Raw genomic sequence first — 15,597 nt, forward strand, 5'->3', positions numbered from 1 at the left:
CCCGACATACGAAAGAGCCCCTGCCGGATGACTCCGACAGGGGCTCTGACGTGCGGTGGACCTGAGGGGATTTGAACCCCTGACCCTCTCGTTGCGAACGAGATGCGCTACCGGACTGCGCCACAGGCCCTTGCGACGGATGAAACTTTAGCATCCTCGCCGGGGCGGGAGGAAATCCGTTCCTGCGCTGGTCACAGGGGGAGGATCATTCGTTGGCGGCGCGGGGGCGGTGCTCGTCCTCGTACTGGTCGAAGAGGGGCGTGCGGTCGCGGCGGGGGTGCGAGGCCTCGTCGCCGGGGGCCGAGGGCTCGGCGGGGTGGGGCTCGGCGACGGGGGCGGTGCTGGAGCGGGCCGAGCTCCACGCGTCCGGGGCCTCCAGGTCGACGCCCCGGGTGGAGCGGGGGGCGACCGGGGCGCTCACATAGGTGGGCAGCGGGACCGGTACGGGATCCCAGCCTTCGCCCTCGGAGGAGTCGCGGTCCCGGGCACGCTGCTGGTCGACCCATTCGGCGTGGTCGGTCTGCTCGACCAGGGCACGCCGTTCGGCCGCCTCCTGCTGTTCCGCTTGGACGCGGGCCTCCTGCCGGGCGTCCATCCGGTCCTCACCGGAAGCGTCAGCGTGGGCACTGCCGCGCTCGCGCTCCCGCTCGGGCTGCGCACCGTCCGGAGCGGCAGCCGCCCGTGGGCGGCGCCCCTCGCGACCGGCTCCCTGCGCCGGACGGGCGGAGAGGCCTGGTTCGGTGTCCGTTTCCTGCGCCGCGGCCCGGCGGCGGCCGGAAGCGCTCTTGGCGCTGCCGCGCGGCCGCTGGGCGTGCAGGCTGCGCGCTGCCGCCTCGGCCTGGCGCCGGTCCATGGTGAACGCGAAACGGCGCCGCTCCTGCGCGCGGAGGTAGACGATGTAGGTGCTCAGCAGGACGGCGGGAACGGCGGGCACCCACAGGAGGGCGAGTCCGCGGACTGCCGCGATGACGGTGCCGACGGTGAAGGCCAGGAACAGCAGCATCGTCGTACGCCGCCGTCGCGCCAGCAGCTTGGCGCGCTTGGCCTGCTTGGCGCGTCTGCCTTCCAGTGCGGCAGCACGCGCGTCCGCCACCTGCCCCCGTACCGCGCCCGTGCGCGGGCCGTCGGGGCCGGCCTGGACGGGGTCCTCTCCGGCGCGCGGGTCTCGCCCGTGGTGCGCCTGCCCGGGACGGGCCTGCCGGGGATGCGCCTGCCGGGCGTGCTCCGCCGCGTCAGGGCCGCCTTCTGCGGCAGCAGGACTTTCGTGCGCGGCAGAGACTCGGTGAGCGTGCACTTCGGTCAGCGCTTCGGCACCGGGCGCGCCGACCATGGTCTTGGGGTCGGCAAAGGCCCGGACGTCCACCGCCTGCTCGGTGACGGCGTCCGGGTCACTCGTGTACGCGTCATCGTCGAAGCCGTACGCGGCGGGACCGCTCGGCTCTGCTGCGGCTTTCCGCTCGTACGGATCGTCCGCTGCCCACCCCTCGCGTGCCCGGCGTCGCTCCGCTTCTCTCGCGTAACGACGCTCCATGCCGGCCTTGCCGGACAGCAGCCGGATGGCGGTGCTGAAGCGTTCCGTCGGACGGGCTTCGTTCAGCTCGTCCTGTCGGCGAAGCCACATCGGCACCAAGTAGGCGGCCCAGGCCCCGACGATGACTGCGTAGATGAGGCCACTGCTGCTCACCCTCACACGGTAGAGGGGATCGCATGAGCCCATCTGCCAAATAGCCCGGTGTGTCGCACGATCTGGCTGATCCCTCGAACTTTTTTTGTGACTGCTCGTCCGGGCTACGCGGAAATGGCCGATAAATGGCCGGGCAGGGGCTGGCTATCCCGACAACCCCACAATTCGAACGTTTATTTTATTTCTGTCGAGCGACCGGGCTGCGACCGGTGCCAGCGGGCCAGCAGACCCTCTGGAACCTCCTCCGCCGTCAGGGCGAACACCAGATGGTCGCGCCAGGCGCCGTCGATGTGCAGATAGCGCGGGCGGGTGCCTTCTTCCCGGAAGCCGAGCTTTTCCACCACACGGCGGCTTGGGAGGTTCTCCGGTCGGATGCAGACTTCGACGCGGTGCAGTCCGACGGAACGGAAGCAGTGGTCCACGGCGAGTGCCACCGCTGTCGGCATCACACCCCGTCCCGCTACCGCGCGGTCGATCCAGTAGCCGATATGCCCGGAGCACATGGAGCCCCAGGTGATGCCCGCCACGGTCAGTTGTCCGGCGAGTTTTCCCTCGTACTCGATGACAAAGGGAAGCATCCGACCGGCCTGCGCCTCGGTCCGCAGATGCCGCACCATCTGGCGGAAGGTGGGGCGGCGCGGCGGCAGATGGCCGGGAGGCGCCGGCGGAATGGTGGCCTCCCATGGGCGCAACCAGTCGCGGTTGCGCTGGTTGACCTCACGCCAGGCTCGCTGGTCGCGCAGTCTTATCGGGCGGAGGGCCGTGGGACCGTCCGCCAGCTCGGCCGGCCACGGGGCGTTCAGCGGGGGTCGCCCCCTCTTGGGCCGCCGGACCCGTCGTCGGAACGGCTCTCGGGCCGGCTCTCCGACCGGCTCTCGGACCGACTGTTGCGCCGGCTGTCGGACTGATGTCCTGCTGACTGGTGTCCTGCCTGATGTCCTGCGGAGCCCGGTTCGGCGGGATGGTCACCGCCGTGCACCTGGTCGACAGCGTGCGGCAGCAGGCGGGTGAGGACGGCCAGCCCGTCCTTGACGCCACCGGTGGAGCCCGGCAGGTTGACGACCAGGGTGCGGCCCGCGACGCCGGCGACGCCGCGCGAGAGAGCCGCTGTGGGGACCTTCGCCAGCCCTTCGGCGCGGATCGCCTCGGGGATACCGGGGATCTCGTAGTCCAGAACGGCGCGGGTCACCTCGGGCGTCCGGTCGGTCGGGGAGATGCCGGTGCCGCCTGTCGTCAGAACGACGGCGTAGCCCGCCTCCACAGCCTCCTCGAGCACCTCGCGGACCGGCTCCCCGTCCGGCACCACCCGTGGCCCCTCGGCGGCGAATCCCATGGCCCTCAGGCCCTCCACGAGGAGCGGCCCGCCCTTGTCGGCGTAGACCCCCGCGGAGGCGCGGTTGGAGGCCGTCACAGCGAGGGCACGGTAGGGCTGCGCGGGGCGGCCGGAGCCGTCGTCGGCCCGGGTGCCGACGCTGGGGCCGGCACCGGTGCCGGGGTCGGTGCTGTGCGTGTGCGGGTGCCGCTCGGCCGCCCGCTGCTCGGGACCGCTCATGCGCCCTCCTCATCGGTGAGCGGCTGCCGACGGGTCCAGTCTCCGGACTTGCCGCCGGTCTTCTCCTCCACCCTGACGTCCGTGATGGCTGCCGACTTGTCGACCGCCTTCACCATGTCGATGACCGTCAGAGCGGCGACCGTAACCGCAGTGAGCGCTTCCATCTCGACGCCTGTGCGGTCGGTGGTCCTGACCTGGGCCGCGATCTCGACGGCGTCGTCGGCGACCGACAGGTCGACCTTGACCCCGGAGACGGCCAGGGGGTGGCACAGGGGGATGAGTTCCGGTGTCTTCTTGGCGCCCATGATCCCCGCGATACGGGCGGTGGCCAGTGCGTCTCCCTTGGGCACGCCCTCGCCCCTCAGCAGTGCGACGACCTGCGGGGAGACGAGCACGCGCCCGGTGGCGCGGGCCGTCCTGGCGGTGACGTCCTTCTCGGACACGTCGACCATCCGCGCGGCCCCGGACGCGTCGACATGGGTGAGGTGCTGCTGGGGGCTGGTCATGGTTCTCCCGGTCCTGTGCTGTGCCCAGACACGGTACCGGCAGCGGCAAGGGCGCGGCCTGCTGCATCAGTCCAGGGGGACGACCGTCACTCAGTCCAGCGGGACGACCGTCACTTCTTCGCCGGGGGCGAGCCGGTCGGTCTTCTCCGGGACGTCGATCAGGGCGTTGGCCTGTGCGAGAGCGGCGATCAGATGGGAGCCCGCTCCCCCGACCGCCCGAACGGTGCCCAGTTCGCCCTCCTCGCCGGGCGGTGTGTAGTCGCCCCGCAGGAACTGCCGTTTGCCTTCCGGTGAGGTCAGCGGGGAGTCGACGGCCAGACGGGCGCGCACTGTCCGCCGCCGGACGGACTCCTGGCCCATCAGCGTGCGCAGTGCTGGGCGGACGAACAGTTCGAAGGAGACATAGGCGCTCACCGGGTTGCCCGGGAGGGTGAGGATGGGCGTGCGGTCGGGACCGATCAGACCGAAGCCCTGGGGCTTGCCCGGTTGCATCGCCAGTCGGCGGAACTCCACCGCGTCACCGACGGCGTCCTCGCGGTCGTCCTCCTCGCCGCCCCGGAAGGCCTCCACCCGGGAGAGCGCCTCCTTGACGACGTCGTAGGCGCCGACGCTGACCCCGCCGCTGGTGATGACCAGGTCGGCACGGATCAGCTGGTCCTCGATGGTGGCCCGCAGCGTGTCGGCGTCGTCGGCCACGGCTCCGACCCGGTAGGGGATGGCTCCGGCCGCGCGTGCCGCGGCGGTCAGTACGAAGCTGTTGGCGTCGTGGATCTGTCCGGGCCCCAACGGTTCCCCTGGTGTGACGAGTTCGCTCCCGGTGGAGAGGACCACCACACGGGGACGCGGACGGACGGTCACAGCGCCGCGTCCGATGGCTGCCAGCAGTCCCACCTGTGCGGGGCCGAGGACGGTGCCCGCCTTGAGTGCGACAGTGCCCGGTTTCACGTCGCTGCCCTTGGCCCGTACGTGCTGGCGGGGAAGGACCGGGCGGTGCACACGTACCTGGCCCGAGGCGCCCTCCGGTGCGTCACTGTGCGCGGGCATGGCGTCCGCCGGACCGCCGCCTGTGCCGCCGTCGGTCCACTCCACCGGTACGACGGCTTCCGCCCCGGGCGGCAGCGGTGCGCCGGTCATGATGCGGGCCGCCTCGCCGGACGCCACGGTGGGCAGGCCCTGGCTGCCCGCCGCGATGTCGCCGATGACGCTGAGCACCGCGGGGAACTCCTCGCTGGCCCCGTCGACGTCGGCCGTGCGCACGGCGTAGCCGTCCATGGAGCTGTTGTCGAACGGCGGGAGCGCGGTCGGGACGACGACGTCGTCGACCAGGATGCAGCCCTGCGCGTCGAGCAGGTTCAGCTCGATGGGGTCCAGCGGGCGGACGCTGCGGAGGATGTCCTCCAGGTGCTCATCGACCGACCAGGTCTTGCTCAAAACTTACATCTCCTCGGTGACGTAACCGCGCAGCCAGTCCCGGAACTCCGGGCCCAGGTCCTCACGTTCGCACGCAAGCCTGACAATGGCACGCAGGTAGTCTGCCCGGTCTCCGGTGTCGTAGCGACGGCCGCTGAAGACGACACCGTGCACGGGGCCGCCCAGGGACTCGTCGGCGGAGAGGGCCTGGAGGGCGTCGGTGAGCTGGATTTCGCCGCCCCTGCCGGGCTCGGTCTTGCGCAGGACCTCGAAGACCGCCGGGTCGAGCACATACCGGCCGATGATGGCCAGATTGCTGGGTGCTTCCTCGGCCGAGGGCTTCTCCACCAGGTCGGAGACCCGCACCACGTCGCTGTCGGAGGTGGGGCCGGCCGCTGCTGCGCCGTACAGGTGGATGCTGCCGGGGTCGACCTCGAGCAGTGCGATGACGCTTCCGCCGCGCTCCTCCTGCACCTCGATCATGCGCGAGAGCAGTGGGTCGCGCGGGTCGATCAGGTCGTCGCCGAGCAGCACGGCGAAGGGCTGGTCCCCCACGTGCGGTGCGGCGCACAGAATGGCGTGCCCCAGGCCGCGCGGGTCGCCCTGTCGGACGTAGTGCATGGTGGCCAGATCACTGGATTCCTGCACCCGGGCGAGCTTCGAGTCGTCACCCTTGTCCCGCAGCACCTGCTCCAGCTCGTAGTTGCGGTCGAAGTGGTCCTCCAGGGGGCGCTTGTTGCGACCGGTGACCATGAGGACGTCCGAAAGACCGGCTGTCACCGCTTCCTCGACCACATACTGGATCGCGGGTTTGTCGACGACCGGGAGCATCTCCTTGGGTGTGGCCTTTGTCGCAGGCAGGAAGCGCGTGCCCAGGCCGGCGGCGGGGATGACTGCCTTGGTGATCGGTGCGCGGGGAGAAGTCATGTCCCGCACCATAACCGCTGACTTGATGTGGGAGATAAGCGTCCACGGCGTTTATCGCGTTTGTTGGGTTTGTTGCGTTTTACGGCGCGGAAGGGGCTGGGTTTTCCATGGGCGGACCGAAGGTCGTCGGCGACGGTAGTAAGCGTGAGTTGCGCCGCGCTGTCCTGTCGGTGAGGAGAACGTTGACTGCGGACGACCTCCAGGCAGCCGCACACGCACTGGCTCGTCACGTACTGGAGCTGCCCGAGCTCGCCGGTGCGGCCACGGTCGCCGGTTATGTGTCGGTGGGCAGCGAGCCGGGCACCGGCCCGCTGCTGGAGGCGCTGCGCGGGCGGGGCGTACGGGTACTGCTGCCCGTACTGCGGGAGGACAACGACCTCGACTGGGCGGCCTACGAGGGGCCTGACGCGCTCGTGGCGGCCGGGCGTGGGCTGCGCGAGCCGTCCGGGGCCCGACTCGGTCCGGAGGCGGTCACCCAGGCGGACGCGGTGCTGCTGCCGGGGCTGGCCGTGGATCGCGGCGGACTGCGGCTGGGTCGGGGCGCCGGCTGCTACGACCGGGTGCTCACCCGGCTGGCGGCCCGGGGCGCACAGCCGGCCTGTGCGGTGCTGCTGTACGACGGTGAAGTGGTCGACCGTATCGAGGGCGAGGAACACGACCGCCGGGTGGACACGGCCGTGACCCCGAGCGGAGTACACCGCTTCGGGGTCACGGAGGGCCCGGCGGAAGGCCCGGCGAAAAGCTGAGCACGGGACTGCCCGCAGGGGCGAGCCCAGCCGCTTGCCCCCGCGGGCTGAGCCCAGGCGCCGCTGAGCCGAGTGGCTCAGCGCATCGGCTCAGCCCAGTGGCTGAGCGCAACAGCTGAGCGCCGGGCCGTCAGGGAGTGAGGGCCATCTGGTCCTCGGTCGCCTTGTCGACCGCCTTCTCGCTGAACGGCCACTTGAGGAACTCGCCCTTGGCCCACTTGTCGGTCTGGTCGGTGTAGTGCGCGTTGTAGGCGTGCCCGGAAGCGCCGGTGAGGTTGATCCACCGGGAGTTGTCCATGTCGCTCAGGTCGACGACCATCCGCATGGACGGCACCCAGGTCACGTCGTATCCGCCCGCCGCGTTCCAGCCGGTGGCGTTGACGGCCGCCTCGCCGCCGCCCAGGTCCCAGGGACCGCGGTTGAGGAGCCACTGCATGAAGCCCGGCCCATCGGTGCCGATGGTCTGGTTCTTGAGCATCAGCCGGTGCAGCCTGCCCCAGCTCCAGGTGTTGATGTCCTTGCCGAGCTTGGAGGTGAGCTCCCAGCGCGCGTCCTTCATGGCGTGGGCCAGCAGGTCGTCGCGGTTCTTGTCGCCCTTGCGGGTCGAGGTGTCGCGAGTCTTCCACCACTCGCTGTCGGGCTGCTTGAGCAGCTTGCGTACGACCTCGAACCACCGGTCACCGCCGTCGGGCTGTGCGTCGTCGGGCGAGCGCTGTCCGCACTCGCGCACCAGTCGCTGGTTGCCGTTCAGATCGTCGACAGGGCCGGAGTCGTCGGAGGGCGCGACGTACAGGCAGTCGCCCTTGACCCGCAGCTCCTTGGGGAGCTTGTCGCCGAAGGCGAGCTTGAGCAGGTTGCGCCAGACGGCGTTGAAGTAGGCGGCCGGAGCCGAGTCGGAGTCCTGGGTGTAGTCCCAGCCCTCCAGCAGCTTCTGCGCGTTCCGTACGTACTTGTCGTCCACCTCGATCTTCAGCAGGTAGGGCACCAGCAGCTTGGCGATCTCGCTGCTGTTGTCCATCTGCATCGTCTCCATGTCGTCCATGGAGACCTTCCCGCCGTCCTTGATCTTCGACTGGATGAGGTCGTTGATCCGCTGACTGCGCGCTCCGTAGCCCCAGTCGTCGGTGAGCAGGTAGGGGTACTTCTCACGGTCCACGACGGCCTGGTTGGCGGTCACGATGTAGCCGCGCTTCGGGTTGTACTCCCACGGAAGGGCGCGCTGGGGGATGTAGCCCTTCCAGCGGTAGCTGGGGTCCCAGCCGGGTGCCGGGTAGCGTCCGTCGCCCTTGCCGCGCACCGGGATACGGCCGGGTGCCTGGTAGCCGATGTTGCCCTTGGTGTCGGCGTAGATCAGGTTCTGCGAGGGGACGGCGAACTCGCGGGCCGCCGCCCGGAACTCGGAGAAGTTCGAGGCCCGGTTGAGCTTGAAGACCGCGTCCATGGTCTTGGAGGGCTCCAGCGCGGTCCACCTCAGGGAGACCGCGTAGCCGTCACCGCGGTCCGGTGCGGCGTTTCCGACCGGGGACTGGTCGCCGACCTTGCGCAGTTCCTTGTCACGGTCGGAGATGATCGGCCCGTTGTTGGTCTCGCGGACGGTGATGGTGCGGTCCTTGCCGCCGGCGACCTTGATGGTCTCCTCGCGGGTGCGGTACGGCACCTGTTTGCCGTCGTACAGGTAGTGCCCGTCGCTGACCTTCTCCAGGTAGAGGTCGGTCACATCGGCGCCGAGATTGGTCATCCCCCAGGAGATGTCCTGGTTGTGGCCGATGACCACGCCGGGCATGCCCGAGAAGGTGAAGCCGGAGACGTCGTAGGGGCACGACTTGTCCACCGAGCGGCAGTGCAGGCCCATCTGGTACCAGACGGAGGGCAGTTGCGGCGCCAGGTGCGGGTCGTTGGCCAGCAGCGGCTTGCCGGTGGTCGTGTACTTCCCGGACACCACCCAGGAGTTGGATCCGATTCCGCTGCCGTTCGGGCCGAGCAGCCCGGGGATCTTGTCCAGCTTCTTGGCCACGGCCCCCAGTTGCGTCCTGGCCCCCTGAGCCGCCTCACCGGCTCCCTGAGCGCCGTTCCCGGTCCCGGAGGCGTCAGGGGTCGTCCCGCCGGCTCCGGCGCCCGCAGCGGGCAGCTCACCGCCGCCCGTACCCGATTGTCCGGTACCGGTGCCGGTGCCGGTGCCGGCCGAACCGTTCTCGCCGCCCTCGGCCTTCGGGTCGAACTTCTTGGTGGCGGGGTCGACCGAGCCCTTGTCGACGATGGGCTTGTTCCTGTCGAACGGGTACTCCGGATACAGGTCCTCGATCTGGTCCTTGTCCAGGCGGCTGGTCATCAGCGCCCGGTCGGTCTCGTCCGACAGGTTGCCGCGCAGGTCCCAGGCCATCGCCTTGAGCCAGGCGACCGAGTCGACGGGGCTCCAGTCGGCGGGCTGGTAGTTCTCGCCCGCCAGGTCGAGTGCCGCGTACTCGACGGAGAGCTCCGAGCCCTTGTGGTCCTTCAGATAGGCGTTGACACCCGCGGAGTACGCCTTGAGGAAGCCCTTGGTCTCTTCAGGGAGTTGCTTGTACTCCTTCTCGGCCACCCTGCGCCAGCCGAGGGTGCGCAAGAACGCGTCGGTCTTCACCTGGCTGTCGCCGAACATCTCCGACAGGCGCCCGGAGGTCATGTGGCGGCGCACGTCCATCTCCCAGAAGCGGTCCTGCGCCTGCACATAGCCCTGGGCGAGGAAGAGGTCCTTGGAGTTGTCGGCGTAGATCTGCGGAATGCCGCTGCTGTCCCGCTTCACGCTGACCGGCGCGGTCAGCCCCTTGAGCTTGAGCGTCCCGGTGGTCTGCGGGAAGGAGTCCCGGACAGTGCTGACGCCCCAGTAGGTGCCGCCGCCGATGCCGCCCACGAGCAGCAGCACGACGACGATCACGATGAGGCGGGCGCGTCGCGAGGTCTTCTTGGCGGGCATCGCTGTCCTTCGAGGGGCAGGGTGAACCTTGACTGAGGGGACCGGACGGGCTCGATCCGTACGGAGCAACCATAGGCCGACCCCCGACGCGCCCGGACAGCGAGTCACCCCCTGGGAATTCTCCCGGCGGCATATTCAAGCAATGGTAAATTGTTAGCTACCCAAACGAACTAGCCGCTGCCGGACATCCGTCCGGGAGCCGCGCCCCGCCATGGGCGGCGCGTTAAGAACTCATCAGGAAAGCGTCAGGAGACCGTCAGGACCGCCCCACGTACCAGTCCGCCCGCTCAAGAACCCGCCTTCAGGCGCCGATTCCCCGCGCCCGGAGCAACCGACTCGTGCACTCAAGGAGAGAGCCCCGGCCAGAGAGGACCGTGCCCTGACCGTCCACAGCCTCAACCAGCTACTGCTCTTCAGCGCCCTCGTCCTGCTCATCGCCGTCGCGGCGGTCCGTCTCTCCTCGCGCAGCGGGCTGCCCAGCCTGCTCGTCTACCTCGGGATAGGCATCGCCATAGGCCAGGACGGCATCGGCTTCGCCTTCTCCGACGCCGCGCTGACCCAAGTCCTCGGATACGCCGCCCTGGTGGTGATCCTCGCCGAGGGCGGACTCAGTACGAAATGGCGTGACATCCGGCCCGCTGTGCCTGCGGCCGCCGTGCTGTCGACGTTCGGCGTGGCCATCAGCGTGACCGTCACGGCGCTGGCCGCCCACTACCTGATCGGACTCGACTGGCAGGCCTCGCTCCTGATGGGCGCGGTGGTCTCCTCGACGGACGCCGCCGCCGTCTTCTCCGTGCTGCGCAGGGTGCCGCTGCCCAAACGGCTCACCGGCGTGCTGGAGGCCGAGTCCGGGTTCAACGACGCACCTGTCGTGCTGCTGGTCGTCACCTTTGCCTCGCTCGGCACGGAGCACCACACCTGGTACTTCCTACTGGGCCAGATCATCGTCGAGCTGGCCATCGGACTGCTGGTGGGTCTGGTCGTCGGCAAGCTCGGTGAGCTGGGCATGCGCCATGTGGCGCTGCCCGCGTCCGGGCTGTACCCCATCGCCGTGATGGCGCTGTGCTTCCTGGCGTACGCCGGCGGCGCGATGGCACACGGTTCCGGCTTCCTCGCCGTCTATGTCGCAGCGCTGATCCTGGGCAACGGCAAACTGCCGCACCGTCCCGCTGTCCGCAGCTTCGCCGACGGAGTGGCCTGGATGGCGCAGATCGGCCTCTTCGTACTGCTTGGGCTGCTGGTGACACCGCACGACCTGTGGAAGGACTTCTGGCCCGCCGTGCTGATCGGGCTGGCCCTCACCCTGGTCGCCCGCCCGCTGTCGGTCTTCCTCTGCCTGGAGCGGTTCCGCCTGCCCTGGCAGGACAAGGTGCTGCTCTCCTGGGCCGGGCTGCGGGGGGCCGTGCCCATCGTGCTGGCGACCATCCCGATGGTCGCCGACGTCGAGGGCAGCCGGCGCATCTTCAACATCGTCTTCGTGCTGGTCGTCGTCTTCACCGTGCTCCAGGGACCGACCTTGCCCTGGCTGGCCCGGAAGCTGCGGCTGAACGAGAGGGACGAGGCGGCGGACCTCGACATCGAATCCGCGCCACTGGAGCGGCTGCGCGGACATCTGCTGTCCGTGGCGATCCCCTCGACGTCCCGGATGCACGGCGTCGAGATCACCGAACTGCGCCTTCCGGCGGGCGCCGCCGTCACCCTGGTGGTGCGCGACGGTGCCAGCTTCGTACCCCTGCCCTCCACCGTGCTGCAACACGGTGACGAGCTTCTGGTCGTCACCACGGACCAGGTGCGCGACGCCGCCGAACGACGCCTGCTGTCGGTCAGTCGCGGCGGCAAGCTCGCCGGCTGGCTGAGCTCGGGAGGCAGCACGGCCATACGCCGGTGACCGCCGGGGCCGAGCGGCGACTGCCGAGACAGTGCGCAGTGCGCCGGTGGCCGCCGGCTGATGCAGCGGTGGCCACCGTGGCGGCGCTGTGGAGCCTGGGTGGTGCAGTGGCGCACGCCGTGGCGGCGCGGCAGGGCTGTGGGCCGGTGCCGCCGGGCTTGTGTCACGTTTTACGAAAAACTGCCTGAGCCCGTTATCCTCAGTGCGGAAAGAAACACCCCGACTCTGCCTGACGCAGAGCTGGCGCGACCGCTCGGCGGCCACGGTCCGGAAAGCCCACCCCTGCATCGGACCGGGTATCTACCCCGGTCCTGCGCGAGAGGACAGCTCTCGGCGCGTCACACCGAACGCGCTACCAGGCGGCAGAAAGGCCCGGCCGTGGAATCCCCGGCCACCGAGACCAACCACGCACAGACCGACGAGGCGCGAGAGAACCGGCGCTCCGGGCGCTCCTCCCAGCGCCCGGGATACGGACAGCTGCTGCGCACCGAGGGAGCTTGGTCCTTCCTGCTGCCCGGCTTCCTGGCCCGCCAGCCCTACGCGATGCTGACGATCAGCATCGTGCTGCTCGTCCAGCACACCACCGGATCGTTCGGCCTGGCAGGTGCCGTCTCGGCGACGGCGGGCATCTCGATGGCCCTCATCGCGCCGCAGAGCGGCAGGCTCGCCGACCGGTTCGGACAGGGCGCCGTCCTCGTCCCCCAGGTGTTCTTGCACGTGCTCACCGTCGCGGCCCTGATCGCCGCTGCCCTCCTGGGCGCGCCGCTGTGGGTGCTGTTCGTCGCGGCGGTGCCGGCCGGTGCCACCGCACCGCAGATCAGCCCCATGGTGCGAGCCCGCTGGGCGGCGCGGCTGCAGGGGTCCCCGCTGATGAACACGGCGGCGGCCTTCGAGTCGGTGACGGACGAGTTCACCTTCGTGGTCGGCCCGGTGCTCGCCACGGCGCTGTGCACGGGAGTGCATCCCGCCGCGGGTCTCGCCGCCGAGGCAGGCGTCTCGCTGGTGGGCGGCCTCGTCTTCGCCGCACAGCGCCGTACACAGCCTGCTCCGGCCCGTGCGCGCGCCGGCGCCGGTGAGCGGACCGGCACCGACGTCCCGCAGGCCGCCGGGCGGTCGACGTCCGCACTGGCCGTGCCGGGGGCGCGGGTGCTCGTGGCGGCGCTGCTCGGAATCGGGATGGTCTTCGGCGGGATGCAGGTCTCGCTCACCGCGTTCACCGAGTCGATCGGTCAGCCGGGCATCAACGGCGTGATGTACGGCGTCTTCGCGGCGGGCAACATGCTGGCTGCCGTCGTCGTGGGCGCCATCCGCTGGAAGCGCGGGCCCCAGACCCGGCTGCTGACCGCCTACCCGGCGCTGGTGGCGGCTGCCGCGCTGGTGGCGCTGACTGCGCAGCTGGGGCCGTGGGCGGTGCTGCTGGGCGCGCTCGGTGCGCTGACCGGGCTGTGCGTGGCCCCGTGCATGATCACCTGCTTCACGCTGATCGAGACGCTGGTCCCGGCCGGTGCCCGGACCGAGGCGCTCACCTGGCTGACCGGAGCGGTGGCGCTGGGCCAGGCGACGGGTTCGACAGTGGCGGGGCAACTCGCGGACCACTCCGGAGCCGGGTCGGGCTTCCTCACCCCACTGGCCGGTACGGGTCTCGCCCTGCTGGTGCTGCTGAGCTTCAAAAAGGCGCTGCACCCCGCCCACAACGGACTGGTCGCAGCACGTGGGCTGGGTCACCGAACCTCGGTCCCGGTGGACTGACGCGCTGGAATGCTGCACTATTGACCGTTGTTAGCACTCAACAAGTGAGAGTGCCAGGAGGAAGAACGTGCCGACCTATCAGTACCAGTGCACCGAGTGCGGCGAGGGCCTCGAGGTGGTGCAGAAGTTCACGGACGACTCGCTGACCGAGTGCCCCGGCTGCCAGGGCCACCTCAAGAAGGTCTACTCGGCGGTCGGCATCGTCTTCAAGGGCTCCGGCTTCTACCGCAACGACAGCCGTAGTAGCTCCTCGTCGAGCAGCAGCCCCGCCTCCAGCAGCTCGTCCTCGGACTCGTCCGGCAAGAACGGCGACTCCAAGGGCTCGTCCTCCTCTTCGGACTCGTCGTCCTCCAGCTCGTCCTCCTCGGAGTCGAAGTCCTCCGGCAAGAGCGACAGCAAGAGCACCGCCAAGGCGGGCACTTCGGCCTGAACCGAGCGCTCGGCAGGCCCGTCCGCCGGGCCTGCTTCGTCCCCCTGCCCAGCGCCAGGTGTGCGCCCTTAGGGTGACGGCATGAGCGAACAGGCAGAGATCGGCGTCATCGGCGGTTCCGGCTTCTACTCCTTTCTCGACAATGTGACCGAGATCACTGTCGAGACGCCCTATGGGTCGCCGAGTGACTCGCTCTTCCTGGGAGAGACCGGCGGACGCCGGGTGGCTTTCCTTCCGCGCCACGGCCGCGCTCACCACCTGCCCCCGAACCGCATCAACTATCGCGCCAACATGTGGGCGCTGCGCTCGGTGGGCGTACGGCAGATCATCGCTCCGTGCGCGGTCGGCGGTCTGCAGCCGCAGTACGGCCCGGGCACGCTCGTGGTGCCGGACCAGTTGGTGGACCGTACGAAGTCGCGGCAGCAGTCCTTCTTCGACGGAGAGCCCCTCGCCGACGGCAGCATTCCCCAGGTCATCCATGTCGCCTTCGCCGACCCGTACTGCGACGCCGGCCGCCAGGCGGCGCTGCGGGCCGCCCGGGGCAAGGGCTGGGAAGCGGTGGACGGCGGCACGCTGTGCGTGATCGAGGGCCCGCGTTTCTCCACCCGCGCCGAGTCCCGCTGGCACGCGGCACAGGGCTGGGCCGTCGTCGGCATGACCGGCCACCCCGAGGCGATCCTCGCCCGCGAGCTGGAGCTGTGCTACTCCTCGCTGGCCCTGGTCACCGACCTGGACGCGGGTGCCGAGGCCGGGGACGGCGTCTCGCACGAGGAGGTGCTTCGGGTCTTCGGCGAGAACATCGGCCGGTTGCGCGAGGTCCTGTTCGACGCCGTACGCGAGCTGCCCGCCGTGGACGCACGCAAGTGCGAGTGCGGTTCGGCGCTGGGCGGACTGCAGCCCGGGATCACCCTTCCCTGACCAGCCCCGTCCCCCTCCCGGGTGACGGAGTTGTCCACAACTCTCCGGTCATCCACAGATTTCCGGGGTCGTCAGCGGGATTCCGCCGATGGGTTCACCGTAGTCACCGAAGGCCGTGAACAGGCGGTTCTTCTCCCTGTGATGGCTGGTGGTGAACGTCGTGCCCCGATCCCGGAATCCCCTTCCCGAGCGTGCCCTCCCCGAGGACCTGCCCCTTCGTACGCGCTCACGCGCGCCCGTTCCCGACTTCCCCCCTGTACGCGCCGGGCGCGGTGGCCGCCGGTTACGGCGCGGGGCGCCGGGACGCCGCAGGGCCCTCTCGGTGGCGCTGGCCGTCACCGCGGCGGGCCTCGCGGTCGCCGCGCCGGGCGGCGGCGCGGCACAGGACGCCACCGACAGCAGGGCCGACGGGCGGGCAGGGACCCGGCCGGGCGATGAGAGATCCGTCACGCACGAGGGTGCTCAGACGGCTCCCGTCTCCGCACCTGTGCGCATCGCCGACCCGGCCATGGTCCGGCTGCTGAGCCCCGGCGACCGGATCGACGTACTGGCGAGCACGTCCAAGAGCACCTCCGCCCGAGTCGTGGCCACAAATGCCCGAGTAGCCCAGGTGCCGAAGTACCGGGACACTGTCTCGGGCGGCGGAGCCGAGGGCGCCCTGATCGTTGTCGTCGTCCCCCGGCGGACGGCGGCAGCACTGGCGGGCGCCGCGGCGAAGTCCCGGTTGGCGGTGACGCTGTGCTGAGTCGCCTCCTGCCCCGGTCACGCCGGGGGCACCTGGGTCGCCTGCGCATGGACCACCGTGTTCCGGGTCAGGCGAGCCGCCTGTTTCGT

13 protein-coding genes and 1 tRNA gene are annotated in these 15,597 nt (G+C 70.2%); 6 read left to right on the forward strand and 8 right to left on the reverse strand.

Translation table 11 applies throughout. The features are described 5' to 3' along the window. Nucleotides 1-56: 56 nt before the first annotated feature. The 7 genes from JW613_RS15455 to galU form a co-directional block, all read right to left on the reverse strand. Nucleotides 57-130, reverse strand: a tRNA-Ala gene (locus tag JW613_RS15455). Nucleotides 131-205: 75 nt separating this feature from the next. After that, complete coding sequence (gene sepX, locus JW613_RS15460; RefSeq protein WP_209211388.1) at nt 206-1,684, reverse strand: divisome protein SepX/GlpR; 1,479 nt, start codon at nt 1,682-1,684, stop codon at nt 206-208. 173 nt (nt 1,685-1,857) lie between these two features. Next, entirely contained in the window at nt 1,858-2,487 is a 630-nt protein-coding gene (locus JW613_RS15465; RefSeq protein WP_099881862.1) for a GNAT family N-acetyltransferase, read from the reverse strand. Continuing rightward, a complete protein-coding gene (locus JW613_RS15470; protein ID WP_209211389.1) occupies nt 2,484-3,236 on the reverse strand; it encodes a MogA/MoaB family molybdenum cofactor biosynthesis protein in 753 nt (250 codons plus the stop codon). The genes JW613_RS15465 and JW613_RS15470 overlap by 4 nt, the downstream gene beginning before the upstream one ends. Then, nucleotides 3,233-3,742, reverse strand: a complete 510-nt coding sequence (gene moaC, locus JW613_RS15475) for a cyclic pyranopterin monophosphate synthase MoaC (protein ID WP_209211390.1) — start codon at nt 3,740-3,742, stop codon at nt 3,233-3,235. Before moaC ends, JW613_RS15470 begins: the two co-directional genes overlap by 4 nt. 90 nt (nt 3,743-3,832) lie before the next feature. Continuing rightward, nucleotides 3,833-5,173, reverse strand: coding sequence for a molybdotransferase-like divisome protein Glp (gene glp / locus JW613_RS15480; protein WP_209211391.1), 1,341 nt, complete (start codon nt 5,171-5,173; stop codon nt 3,833-3,835). Nucleotides 5,174-5,176: 3 nt separating this feature from the next. Further along, nucleotides 5,177-6,091: a UTP--glucose-1-phosphate uridylyltransferase GalU gene (gene galU, locus JW613_RS15485; protein WP_372447947.1), complete on the reverse strand. Its 915-nt coding sequence runs from the start codon at nt 6,089-6,091 to the stop codon at nt 5,177-5,179. A 95-nt stretch (nt 6,092-6,186) separates the two neighbouring features. On the opposite strand from galU, the gene JW613_RS15490 reads away from it, so the two are divergent. Beyond that, a complete protein-coding gene (locus tag JW613_RS15490) occupies nt 6,187-6,825 on the forward strand; it encodes a 5-formyltetrahydrofolate cyclo-ligase (protein WP_209211393.1) in 639 nt (212 codons plus the stop codon). 130 nt (nt 6,826-6,955) lie between these two features. On the opposite strand, the gene JW613_RS15495 is transcribed toward JW613_RS15490, so the two are convergent. Further along, the gene (locus tag JW613_RS15495) at nt 6,956-9,778 is read right to left on the reverse strand and encodes a penicillin acylase family protein (RefSeq protein WP_209211394.1); all 2,823 of its coding nucleotides are present in this window, start codon (nt 9,776-9,778) and stop codon (nt 6,956-6,958) included. 211 nt (nt 9,779-9,989) lie between these two features. Here JW613_RS15495 and JW613_RS15500 point away from each other — a divergent pair, with 211 nt between their 5' ends. The 5 genes from JW613_RS15500 (at nt 9,990) to JW613_RS15520 (ending at nt 15,508) form a co-directional block, all read left to right on the forward strand. Then, a complete protein-coding gene (locus tag JW613_RS15500) occupies nt 9,990-11,666 on the forward strand; it encodes a potassium/proton antiporter (RefSeq protein WP_245225709.1) in 1,677 nt (558 codons plus the stop codon). A gap of 378 nt (nt 11,667-12,044) precedes the next feature. Beyond that, entirely contained in the window at nt 12,045-13,415 is a 1,371-nt protein-coding gene (locus JW613_RS15505) for an MFS transporter (RefSeq protein WP_209211395.1), read from the forward strand. Between the two features lie 67 nt (nt 13,416-13,482). Then, a complete protein-coding gene (locus tag JW613_RS15510; RefSeq protein WP_099881877.1) occupies nt 13,483-13,845 on the forward strand; it encodes an FmdB family zinc ribbon protein in 363 nt (120 codons plus the stop codon). Between the two features lie 81 nt (nt 13,846-13,926). Further along, nucleotides 13,927-14,763, forward strand: coding sequence for an S-methyl-5'-thioadenosine phosphorylase (locus tag JW613_RS15515; RefSeq protein WP_209211396.1), 837 nt, complete (start codon nt 13,927-13,929; stop codon nt 14,761-14,763). Nucleotides 14,764-14,923: 160 nt separating this feature from the next. Further along, nucleotides 14,924-15,508, forward strand: a complete 585-nt coding sequence (locus JW613_RS15520) for a hypothetical protein (RefSeq protein WP_307865912.1) — start codon at nt 14,924-14,926, stop codon at nt 15,506-15,508. The last annotated feature ends 89 nt before the right edge of the window (nt 15,509-15,597 follow it).

It is taken from the genome of Streptomyces smyrnaeus (assembly GCF_017676345.1).
GTDB classification, from domain to species: domain Bacteria; phylum Actinomycetota; class Actinomycetes; order Streptomycetales; family Streptomycetaceae; genus Streptomyces; species Streptomyces smyrnaeus.